Origin of the sequence: Microcoleus sp. B13-B6 (assembly GCF_036705405.1) — a bacterium.
Taxonomy (GTDB): domain Bacteria; phylum Cyanobacteriota; class Cyanobacteriia; order Cyanobacteriales; family Microcoleaceae; genus Microcoleus.
Map to the genome: position 1 here is coordinate 1 of NZ_JAUBUJ010000165.1, position 10,581 is coordinate 10,581.

Sequence of the window (10,581 nt, forward strand, 5' to 3'; positions counted from 1 at the left end):
ATAAATGTTTATAATTAATACAAAGGAGATAAAATAGATATGCTGTCATTTGAAGAGGGGTTCATTGAAAGTCAACAACTCAACCAAAGACTTTTGCAAACGATTCGCTTAGTTGGAGAGTACAAGGGAAAGCAGGAGTTATTTAAGCAACAAGCGCCACAAGTTTTAGGCACTTTGCGCCAAGCTGCGGTTATTCAGAGTACCGAATCTTCTAACCGCATTGAAGGAATTACTGTGCCGCTAGAACGGATTAAGAAATTAGTAACTGAAAAAACAACGCCGCGCGATAGTTCAGAACAAGAAATTGCGGGTTATCGGGACGTGCTAACTACAATTCACACCAATTATACCCACATTCCTTTTAGTACAGGGTTTATTTTATCAGAAAAATTGGGTTTAAAGCCCCGTCCTTCTAGGACGGCTTTAGTTTCTATAAAGTGTAAAGAATGATTAAACATACGCATTTTGTAAACATAGTGTTTCGTAATACGGTAAGATATTTGAATGATAACATTAGAGTTTAAGTTGAAAGCCAAAGGGAAGCAATACCGAGTCATTGACGAGATGATTAGGACGGCTCAATTTGTCCGAAATAAAACTCTTAGGTATTGGACAGAGAATCAAGGGGTTAAGTTAGTTGACCTGTACAAACAATGCGCCATTATGGCAAAAGAGTTTGAATGGGCAGGTAAGCTTAATTCGATGGCACGTCAGGCTTCTGCCGAACGTGCCATTTTTGCTATCCAACGTTTTTGGGCTAATTGCTTTCGCCAAGAAACCAGGAAAAAAGGGATACCCGCAGTTCAATTAGAGGGTTGCAGGAAAGGTGTCCGACAGTGGGCATTGATTTAATTCGCCGTTTATTGCGCCGGGAGAGAGATGCTGGGCGTTTGCAATGTCGGGGGCGAGGGGTAGATGCTCGCTGGCAAAAGCAGTAGCTACAGAACTTATGCACAAGCAACTGCGTGTTGAGTAGAATCATAAAACTCAACACTCAGTTGCAACTATTTATGCAATTAGTAAGTTGTACTGCATTTAAATTGTAGAGCTCAATGACCTTCAAAAATTGTCAAATCCTCTCTCCCTCGAACACCATAGACCAATATGCTTGGGTTAAGAACAATCTGACTTTTAAAAGATGCATATATTGCCATAAAATCGTAACAGAGATAGAATTCGTTAGAGAGCGTTAACCCAAGCGTATTGCACCATAGACAATAGAGTTGCATTGCATTTATTCGCTCTTCAATCAGGAAATTATCTGCGTTTATTTGCGTTGAGCTGTCTTGAATCTGCGGTTAACCTATTAATCAAAGATTTAGGCAATTCAAGTCTAATCTAGATGCACAACAGGTTATTAGTTAAGTGCTGCTTCTGCATCGAGTTTGTTAACCTGCTGTCGCCCGAACAATTCTTGTGAAAGTTCGGGCCACCTTTCCAGAGTGGGGTCTTTTGCGACTACCAACTGTGCTGCTTTCCTAGCTTGCTCTAGTATGGCCTGGTCGTTGATTAAATCAGCCTTGGCAAATTCTGGCAGTCCCGCCTGCTGGGTTCCTAATACCTGACCTGGCCCTCGCAATCTCAAATCCATTTCTGCTAGAAAGAAGCCGTCTTGCGAAGTTTCCATTATCTTGAGCCGCTCTCTAGAATTATTTGATTTGGAATCGCTTACCAACAAGCAGTAAGATTGTGCCGTGCTCCGTCCTACCCTGCCTCTGAGTTGGTGCAATTGTGACAAGCCAAATCGTTCCGCGTGTTCGATTAACATGACTGTGGCATTGGGGACATCAACTCCGACTTCAACAACCGTCGTAGAGACGAGAATTTGAGTTTTATGGGCAATAAAGTTGGCGATTTCTGTTTCTTTCTCGGCGGAATTCATGCGACCGTGTAGCAGCCCGATATTGACATTGCGGAAAATATTTTCCCTCAAGTACCGATGCTCCTCAATGGCGGCTTTGAGGTCAAGCCGTTCAGATTCTTCGACAAGTGGCAGAATGATGTAGGCTTGATAGCCCAGTTGGATTTGTTGTCGAATTATTTCGTGAGCTTTGTGGCGAGTTCTACTCGTAAATAGCTGAGTTTGAATTGGCTCTCTCCCCGGTGGCAGTTCGTCCAGCAGGCTGATGTCTAAATCGCCGTGCAGTGTCAGGGCTAAAGTTCTAGGGATGGGTGTGGCGGTCATTGTCAGAATGTGAGGGCTAATGCCTTTTTGCTGCAACTTGAGCCGCTGTTGAACTCCAAATCGATGCTGTTCGTCGATCGCCACAAAACCCAGTTTCTTAAAGCTTACAGTATTTTGAATCAGTGCGTGAGTACCGATTAGCAAGGGAAGAAGCCCCAAGTTTAATCCTTTGGCAATTTCTTGACGAATCTTAGCTGTTGTGGAGCCTGTTAACAGCGTTACAGACAATCCCAGCGGCTCAAACCATTCACTGAGTTTGCGGTAGTGTTGGGAGGCTAACACTTCAGTCGGTGCCATTAGTGCTGTTTGATAACCGGATTGAATTGCTGCAAGGATGGCGACTGCTGCTACTACTGTTTTGCCGGCACCGACATCTCCTTGTACTAAGCGATTCATCGGAGTTGGTTTGCTCATGTCTGACAGAATTTCGGCAATGACTCTTTGCTGTGCTTTGGTTAGGGTAAAAGGTAAATTCTTGTAAAGTTTTCTGAGCTGTTTTCCTGTTGAGTTTAGGGAGTATCCTGGCTGTTGTTGCAAGGTATATCGGTGCTGCAATAGCCTTAATTGCAAGTAGAAAAATTCATCGAACACTAAGCGGTGGCGGGCAGATTCGAGGGTATTGCTGTCTGGGGGACAGTGAATATGTGCGATAGCTTTTTGGAGAGCTATTAACCCAAAACGTTTGCGAAGTCGTTGTGGCAGCGGGTCTTCAATAAAACCAACACAGTCAAGTGCTGTACGAATACAATGCCGGACTAGCTCGTTAGTTATGCCTTTAGTTAAGCGGTAAACTGGTACAATAGAGGTCGTGCTGGCTTTAGCATCTTCAAAGCTAACAACTTTAACTGTTGGGTTGCTGATGGTTTTACCATAGCTATCTTGTTTGACTTTTCCTGTCACTAATACAATAGCACCTTGTTTGTAAAGTTCGGCTTGGTGGGAACGCCATAGTTGCGATTGGTAATAGCTGTGGTTGTAAAATTGAGTGCAAACTATTCTGCCGGTTTGGTCGCAGACAATCCATTTTTGTAATGTAAGTTCTGGTTTAGTACGGCAGTCGAAGATACTGTGGTTGATAATTTTGCCTGCAATTGTTACGCAATCTCCTGTTTTTGTCTCAGCAATCCGAGTGCGTTTGAAGGCGAGATGTTCTCTAGGAAAATAGTAGAGTAGGTCTGCAATGGTGCGAAGACCTAGTTTTGCTAATTTTTGAGCTTCTGGAACAGCAATCCCAGACAAATGTTGTAAGGTGAGAGTTAAATCCATATTTTTGAAGGGATTTGAATTGGCTGAGAGTTAGCCGCGAACGCGGCTCATTTCCCGAGGGCTAATCCATCTATCAACAAGGAGGAAAATTTTGGTTGGCGTGGCTGAATTTGGGTATTAAATTTGTAGGGGCAATCACCCCGTAGTTGCCCACCGCTGACGTGACGGGTAAGCACTCTTATAATTAGGGCTTGCTAAAAAAGTGTACAGAGTGGATAAACGAGACTACAACACTTCGGACAGTTTTCTATCGCTAACGGTATAATGAGGGTTTCAGGCTTTCGTCAAGCTCGGATACAAACGGTAGAATGGCACTTTCAGGCTCTCATTCAAAAACTGTCCGAAGTATTGAGACTAGACAGCTTGAAAAATAGTAGGTTCGTTGCCTAATTCCCAAATTTACCCAGAGACTTCCCTGTGAAAGTCCAAGGGTTTTGAACCTCGCTTATCTTATAACTTGTACTTGTTCGAGCCCAAAAAGATTGAAACCCTTATCTGGTCTGCCTTCTGTTTTTATTCAGTCAGCCCTAATTACGTATAGGCAAAATAATACTTTGATTCAGCAGCGCCACAAAACCTTTCTGGCGTAGTTTTTGGAATTTATAAGATTTTAAACAGAAGAGATTTATGGCAATAATTAAGACAGTTTGAGGCGCCTTTATTTAAGCATAAATGAGTAAAATTTCAATTTTTATTTAATTGGCTGGTAATCGGAATATTTCAAAGCCAAAGCCAAAAAAGGTTCTGTATAATACAAAGCAAGTTGATTGCTAGGGCCATTAAAAACTGCATCAAAGGCGTGTTCAGCCCAAGGAATTTCGAGCAAAATAGTACGCGCGGCGAAGCTATCCCGTAGGGAATCGCCCGTGGCTCGCAATCGTTCCTAGAGCGATCGCCCAAACTTAGCCTGAACGATATGATCGCGACCTGCATAAACCAGTAGGCAAGGGGGAAGATTGGGTTTAATATAATTAATGGGGGAAGCCCGGTGGTAAAGCTCATTGAGTTCGTTTGGGGTTCCTCCCAGAAAGGCACGCAAGACGGCTCGAACGTCGATCGCATCAGGAAAAGATGGGTCATTGTATCCCCCAATAAGGTCGTTTGGCCCGTAATAGTTCACCACTGCTCTAACTGGAAGCACACTAGAATCATAAGCAGTTAGCATTGCTAAATGGGCACCTGCAGACCTTCCCATCAAAGCAATTCGATCGAGATCGATGGACCAATCACCAGCATGAGTTTTGATATAGGAAAGAGCGGCTTGTACATCCTCAAGCTGAGCAGGAAATCGATACTTGGGAGCGTGGCGGTAAGCAATTGCAACCACACAATAGCCTTGGGCGGCCATGTAGCGGCTGAATTCCTCATTGGAATCGGGATTGCCTCTCTGCCAAGCTCCCCCGTAGAGTGTGATAATCGCCGGATATTTGCCAATTTCCACCGGCCGATAAAGGTTTAGTTGCAGTGAAACTCCGTCAGGGTTGGCAAATCCAATAGCCCGATCGATCCTAACCTCTCTAATCGGAATTCCCCGGAACGCATCTGCTAGGATAAACGGTTGAGGGTGTAGCTGCGCGCGTAGAGCTTGAGGAACGGTTGCTAAATAGTTTGTTCCTAGAACTGCTTGCATTTCGGTAGCTATTGCTGCATTGGCTTCTGGGAATTGCATCAGGGGAAGCAGGCTCAGAATTAGGGCGAACAGGTTACAAATCGGTAAAATAATGTAGACTTTGCGTTGATGTCGTCTGGGCCGGTTCAGCAGAAGGGCGATCGCATTGATACCGACTAACCAAGGACTAATTTCTGGTGCTCCCACCGCCAAAGGGTACAGAAACAGCGTGGGTGCTGGTACGATGACCCATAAACTGAGAAATAGCGCGATCGCACTCAAGAACCAAGGGATAAATTGCGAGATTAAGAACGCTGCCAATAATGGTAACTTTTTGCGGCTATTCTTGGGGAGCATCGGATTTTCTGCTCCTAATTTTTAATCAGCTTAAACTAATATGGCGGTTACTACTAAGTGTGAGGTATGGTAGCAGTAATCTGTAAACCAGCTAGCCAGGATTTGAGAGAGAATTAAGTAGGTCAAAGATACAGAACGATAGTTCACGCCTACACGCATTTGTAGGACAAAACAGTTCCGGTCAAGCATCAGTGTTGCAAACATTGCATTATCTTAGTTTACCAAATTTGTGCAAATAGGGCAGAAGCGTTTGTGGTTCTTTTGCCTCTTGATTGTTCTCTCAAAACTTTTGTCTGCAACCCAGCATTCTGCCAGAACAAATTTTATTCCGCGTTCTCGGGCTGCGCCGCAAAACTTAGCCCCTCTGCCTTTTTTATGCTGATAAAGCCTTTCGTCCAAATCTTTAGTCCAGCCGACATAGTGTTGAGACGGACGAGTCGGACATATCGGCTGCTCAAAGTGCAGGAGATATACATATCCTGCTATTGTGTTTGCCATTTTTGAATGTGGTTTTAATGTTGGCTATTGGCTGCCGGAGAAACAAACTTGTCTCTCCGGCATAATTGAATTACCAGTCGATTTTTAGCTCGCAGTTTTTGTGGCTGCCGTTGCTGCTACCATTGCTGCTGTCGTTGTTGCTGTCGTTGTTGCTATCGTTGTTGCTTTCGAGAGGGAATTGGAAGTTTAATGCCAGCAGTTCTTGTTCAATAATTGACTTTCGATCTTGGACTTTTTTGTCTCTCACAAGTCGCAGAGCGTGGATTATTTTGTCGAGCGTTTGATAGCTTGTTTGTTGAAAATTCAGTACAAGTGTTGTTTCCTTGCCCATGATGTACAGTTCGTTTTCTGTTTGGTGGACGCAGGTTAAATTATTGAAGTAATAGGTGTAGGTTTGCGATAGTTCCATTTTTTTTTCCGATGCTTTATTTTTGGGCGCGACAGCGCTCATAAATTTGTTTTTTCGTAAATGTTAGTGAGTACGATAAAATGTATAAATAATTTATTTTTACCCATGTTGACTCACAAATTATTTGAGCAAGCACGGCCTCAATTTACTTAATAGTTACGCCAAAATAGTTGATAAATACGTTAAAAAAGCTGTCAAAATTAGTGGTAGCAATATCAGTAATTGGTATTCCTGCCTGGTAAGAATAATTGGGGGGATAAAACGGTTTACCCACCGTTATCAAAACCCTGAGATGCCAGAACTACCCAGTAATTTATGTCGCAACCAGGAAATTTGTTAGCTAGCGCTTTTATTTAATAAAAATCAAATTTTTAAGTGGCAATAACTAATCCAGTTCGAGGTTTTGGGTGTGCGGTTTATGCTGTTGGTGATTTTGTTTATGAGTTGGCTGTTCTTGTTCAATTAATTGTATCCAGATATCATTCCAACTTGACGGTGGATTGACAAGTTCTGCATCCGGTAGCAACGAGATCGCATTTCGAGCGAGCTGAGAATTTTCGGCAATCGCTATAATAACGCTATCGAGTTCTTGTAAGAATTGTATAGGTAGTTGTGAAGCTCGTTCAATTCCTAGGTAAATTGTGGGTGGTGCTGTTGTAGAGTTATCCTGTTCAATAAGCAAAAGTGAAAGGGCTTCGATTGGGTTACAGGCAATTACAGCTCGCTCAATTTCTCCGGTAGTGGCTACCCAGAAAGCAGCTTCAGATGACAGGGGATGGGTTGTAGTAAAGTTGCCTCTTTCATCGAGGACAAAAGCGAGCCTGGGTTCCCCCTCAAGCGTCCGTCCTGTAAAGACAGCCTTTTCTGAGCCGGCATACAGCCAAGAATGAGAGTGCAATAAATCGAGCAATTCTAAAGGTAAACTGTACTCGACTGCTAGATGCGATCGCACTTTTTGCCACTGAGTTTCATTCCTTTCAGGCAGGATTGACAGTTGTAACTCTAGCTCATTTGCTGTTGCAGGAATTGCAGGTGTAGTTGTTTCTAGCTCAGATTGTGACGACTCTAACTCATTTGCTGTTGCAGGAATTGCAGGCGCGGTTGCTACTAACTCGGATTGTGACGACTCTAACTCATTTGCTGTTGCAGGAGTTCCAGGTGCGCCTGCTACTAACTCGAATTGTGACAACTCTAATTTATTTTCTCTTGCAGGAGTTGCAGGTGCGGTTGCTACTAACTCGGATTGTGACGACTCTAGCTCAGTTTCCTCTGCCTCACTGAGGGCGATAGCTAAGTGTTGTGGCTGCATTAAAGCCTCAATTAGGGCGTTATCTCGCCCTTTGTCATAGCTAACGCCTCGATGCTTCTGCAATCCAGAAAAAGTGTAGGCTTTACCCAACTGAGTGCCACTTAAAGCGACCCCATCTAAATTGTAAGAAATGCCTTTACTCAAGCCGATTCCAGTTCGAGTCAATCCGACTTGCACCTCTACGCCTTGTTGCTGCAACCGCTCAACGAATTCTGGCATACTTGGGTTGTCTTGGGTAACTTCATCAATTAGGTCTTGTAATTGCACCCTGACGCTCTGGTTTCCCTTGCTTTTTAATTGCCTGTGTTCTCCTGTAGTCTGAGCTCGTTTGTCTGTTTCCCAACTGGGTGTAACAGTTTCCAGGCTGTAGTTCCGTTCGAGTTGGCGAATAGTTTCTTGGCTTTTGTAATAATCCCAGCTATCGTCAACGACACCTCCATCTAGACAAATGCGACTGGCGACGATGTGAATGTGGTCGTGTTGTGTATCGCTGTGCTTGACAACTGCGTATTGGTTGTTGTCAAATTCCATCGCTTTCATGTAGTTGGCTGCAATCGCCAGCCAGCGTTGGTCATTTTCTTCAGAATCTTCTAGTTTTTCGGTGCTATCGACAGATAAAGTGGCGTGAAAAACTGCTACTTTCAGGTTAGGTCTTAGTTGTCGGGCGATCGCAAATTCAGCAGCCAGTTCTTCAGGAGTTTGTCCGCACATAGTACCGCCAATTAGAGCGGCGTCTTTTTTGCCCAGCACGTAGTTCAGACAGCCCCGAAAGCCTGTACCTTTAATTTGTTTGCCAATCATAACCGTTTCGCAGTAGGTTTATTACATCAATTTCTCAGGCTTGTTAAAAATTAGCGGACTGTAGAATTGGTAAGGTTTGCAACTATTGCTTTAATTGTAGCTTGGTTCTCTCGAATGAGTTGCTGTACGCTTTCTAAGAGTCCTTTATTGACAACAACTGGTTCTCCCAATGCCACAGCACTATTGCAAGCTTTAGTAATTTGATTGAGGTTGTTTCCTGCAATCCTCAATTGGGTATCAATCTTGCACAAAACTTGATAGGCTTTCAAGTCAAATGCAGCTAGAGGGCGTGGCATGGTTCTCCTCAAAGCTGCACGGCGCATGAAGTCGCTCATGCTTAAATTTACTTGCTCTGCTCTTGCTTTGATTTGATTGTAGTCAGAGTCAGTTAGGCGAATGTGAATATGGTTGGATAGCAGCTCTCTAGGTTTGACGGACGGTAAAGTCTTCATAGTTTTTAATCAGTAAAAACCTCTTACCAAGATACAAGTTAACAACTGTAATCGACAAGCGCTATTCAGGTGATTTTATCCCCCCCAATTGGAGAGGGCTGTTTAGACAGTTTATTAAGGTAGAGACTGAGTATAATTTTCTTTATTTGTATAGAATAGTGGATTTAGGTGCGATCGCACTTGAATAAGTGATGAGCTTGTTGAATTGCTTTTGAAGCATTTTCTCCCTCTAATTTCTTAGAGCTATAGAATATTCAGCTTAAATCGTAGTACAAATAGTTACAGTTGTCATTAAAGCTAAAGAAAGTATTAAACCCGACCTTACGGTTAGGCTTCCGTAAAAGGAGGGTGCATTATTTCTCTTCCTGCACGTAAAAGTGCGGTTTGTGATCACAAAACCATTGCTTGCTACTAATCAAGAACAGCCAAAAGCAGCCTCAACCAGCAAAGGCAGTCTCTGCACAAAAAAGCAGTAATTTGACCGAAAAAGTCAGGCATTTGCAGGATATTTACAGGGATTTGCAGGTAAAGTGCACCCCCTGCAAATACCTGCACTTGCCTGACTTTATACTGCAAATCCCTGACTTTATACTGCAAATCCCTGACTTTAGCTGACGCAACAATTAGCTAATTTTTTAGCGTTTTTAACAACAAGTGGATTGACTTAATAGTCAAGTTGTGGCATCGGAATTGAATAAAAAATCAAGTTGAGCAAGTGTGAGAAAATTGGCAGGTAGCTAAAATTTATGAAGTGATTTTGTAGTGTAGTACCCACTATGCCAGCAATAAAGCTGAGGCTGGACTATCTGGTTTTTGCGTTCCGTTGAGGCTGTTCGCGAGTGTAAGGCTTACCTCGATCGAGTGTCCGCTGCTGTCTATTGCTAGCAGTTAACTACTAAACTACCATCGCCAGCCTTTCAATTCTTTGCAAGAGCAAGCGAGTGCGACCTGAATTTTTAGCAACGGGTGAGAGGAAAGCAGGCGCGATTTCGCACAGATTTGCAAGCTCGGCTCGAAACCATCCTGATAAAAATGCTTTCACTTCATAGTCAGCTTGTTGCACTTCCTCGAACAAACTAAAACGCCCGTCAAGCAGTGCCACAATGTCTTCAATATCAGAACTAAAATAAAAGTTACCCCCGCCTCTACCCATGAAAGCTTCTATTTTGGAAGCGAGGAGATAAGGCGTTGAAAAAATTAGGATTTGCCTACCACTTGGAAGTTGGTAGCGAATAGAGTTAGCAATGCCCGGCCTGTACCAGCGATTGGAAAACCCTAATACAGAGGAGTCGCACGGCATGACATCAATTGAAATGCCCTCATACTGCCAGCGACATAGGGGTGCACCTGATTCTGTAGTCTCTTGAAGCCCAAGGGTTCGCAACAAGTTCGAGAAGTTGTAATATTCAGCTCTGGACATGATTTCGACAACACAATCAACATCATCGGTAGGTCGAATGTCAGGAGCAGCCACTTCGTCCAGATACAGGGATATCGTTGCTCCTCCTGTGAAGACGATGGTAGTGCGTACTTGAGAGAGTATCCGGGCGACTGTTTCCAGCATGAATATCTGCTGATTCATAGAGCGACGATCCTCTTTTCAAGTTCGCTAGCGGCTAAACGTTGCTCCCGCACCCGACCAACTCGAATAGCGTCAATCAAGCTGAGCAAGGCGTAGAGTTCTGGATCGTTACT

At 43.6% G+C, this 10,581-nt stretch carries 10 protein-coding genes; 2 read left to right on the plus strand and 8 right to left on the minus strand.

What is annotated here, in order from left to right:
* The first annotated feature begins 39 nt into the window (after positions 1-39).
* The gene (locus QUB35_RS36955) at positions 40-450 is read left to right on the plus strand and encodes a hypothetical protein (RefSeq protein ID WP_333147739.1); all 411 of its coding nucleotides are present in this window, start codon (positions 40-42) and stop codon (positions 448-450) included.
* A gap of 54 nt (positions 451-504) precedes the next feature.
* Positions 505-852: a transposase gene (locus QUB35_RS36960; protein ID WP_333147741.1), complete on the plus strand. Its 348-nt coding sequence runs from the start codon at positions 505-507 to the stop codon at positions 850-852.
* A gap of 505 nt (positions 853-1,357) precedes the next feature.
* On the opposite strand, the gene recG is transcribed toward QUB35_RS36960, so the two are convergent.
* The 8 genes from recG to QUB35_RS37000 all read right to left on the minus strand — a co-directional run bounded on the left by recG (position 1,358) and on the right by QUB35_RS37000 (position 10,468).
* A complete protein-coding gene (recG, locus tag QUB35_RS36965; RefSeq protein ID WP_333147743.1) occupies positions 1,358-3,451 on the minus strand; it encodes an ATP-dependent DNA helicase RecG in 2,094 nt (697 codons plus the stop codon).
* A 691-nt stretch (positions 3,452-4,142) separates the two neighbouring features.
* Complete coding sequence (locus QUB35_RS36970) at positions 4,143-4,328, minus strand: hypothetical protein (protein WP_333147746.1); 186 nt, start codon at positions 4,326-4,328, stop codon at positions 4,143-4,145.
* Between the two features lie 6 nt (positions 4,329-4,334).
* Complete coding sequence (locus QUB35_RS36975; RefSeq protein ID WP_333147748.1) at positions 4,335-5,417, minus strand: alpha/beta hydrolase; 1,083 nt, start codon at positions 5,415-5,417, stop codon at positions 4,335-4,337.
* Positions 5,418-5,630: 213 nt separating this feature from the next.
* Complete coding sequence (locus QUB35_RS36980; protein WP_333147750.1) at positions 5,631-5,915, minus strand: GIY-YIG nuclease family protein; 285 nt, start codon at positions 5,913-5,915, stop codon at positions 5,631-5,633.
* Between the two features lie 70 nt (positions 5,916-5,985).
* Complete coding sequence (locus QUB35_RS36985) at positions 5,986-6,324, minus strand: hypothetical protein (RefSeq protein ID WP_333147752.1); 339 nt, start codon at positions 6,322-6,324, stop codon at positions 5,986-5,988.
* Between the two features lie 385 nt (positions 6,325-6,709).
* Positions 6,710-8,434 carry a relaxase/mobilization nuclease domain-containing protein gene (locus tag QUB35_RS36990; protein WP_333147754.1) on the minus strand — a complete coding sequence of 575 codons (1,725 nt, stop codon included), beginning with the start codon at positions 8,432-8,434 and terminating at the stop codon, positions 6,710-6,712.
* Positions 8,435-8,484: 50 nt separating this feature from the next.
* Positions 8,485-8,886 (minus strand): plasmid mobilization protein, encoded by a 402-nt coding sequence (locus QUB35_RS36995; RefSeq protein WP_333147757.1) that lies wholly within the window; start codon positions 8,884-8,886, stop codon positions 8,485-8,487.
* Positions 8,887-9,781: 895 nt separating this feature from the next.
* The gene (locus QUB35_RS37000; RefSeq protein WP_333147759.1) at positions 9,782-10,468 is read right to left on the minus strand and encodes a hypothetical protein; all 687 of its coding nucleotides are present in this window, start codon (positions 10,466-10,468) and stop codon (positions 9,782-9,784) included.
* Positions 10,469-10,581: the final 113 nt, after the last annotated feature.

What these genes read in the sequence shown, in the direction of transcription:
- QUB35_RS36975 (WP_333147748.1), bottom strand. Translation starts at nt 5,417, where the DNA reads ATGCTCCCCAAGAATAGCCGCAAAAAGTTACCATTATTGGCAGCGTTC.
- QUB35_RS36985 (WP_333147752.1), bottom strand. Translation starts at nt 6,324, where the DNA reads ATGGAACTATCGCAAACCTACACCTATTACTTCAATAATTTAACCTGC.
- QUB35_RS37000 (WP_333147759.1), bottom strand. Translation starts at nt 10,468, where the DNA reads ATGAATCAGCAGATATTCATGCTGGAAACAGTCGCCCGGATACTCTCT.
- QUB35_RS36980 (WP_333147750.1), bottom strand. Translation starts at nt 5,915, where the DNA reads ATGGCAAACACAATAGCAGGATATGTATATCTCCTGCACTTTGAGCAG.
- recG (WP_333147743.1), bottom strand. Translation starts at nt 3,451, where the DNA reads ATGGATTTAACTCTCACCTTACAACATTTGTCTGGGATTGCTGTTCCA.
- QUB35_RS36960 (WP_333147741.1), top strand. Translation starts at nt 505, where the DNA reads ATGATAACATTAGAGTTTAAGTTGAAAGCCAAAGGGAAGCAATACCGA.
- QUB35_RS36990 (WP_333147754.1), bottom strand. Translation starts at nt 8,434, where the DNA reads ATGATTGGCAAACAAATTAAAGGTACAGGCTTTCGGGGCTGTCTGAAC.
- QUB35_RS36995 (WP_333147757.1), bottom strand. Translation starts at nt 8,886, where the DNA reads ATGAAGACTTTACCGTCCGTCAAACCTAGAGAGCTGCTATCCAACCAT.
- QUB35_RS36955 (WP_333147739.1), top strand. Translation starts at nt 40, where the DNA reads ATGCTGTCATTTGAAGAGGGGTTCATTGAAAGTCAACAACTCAACCAA.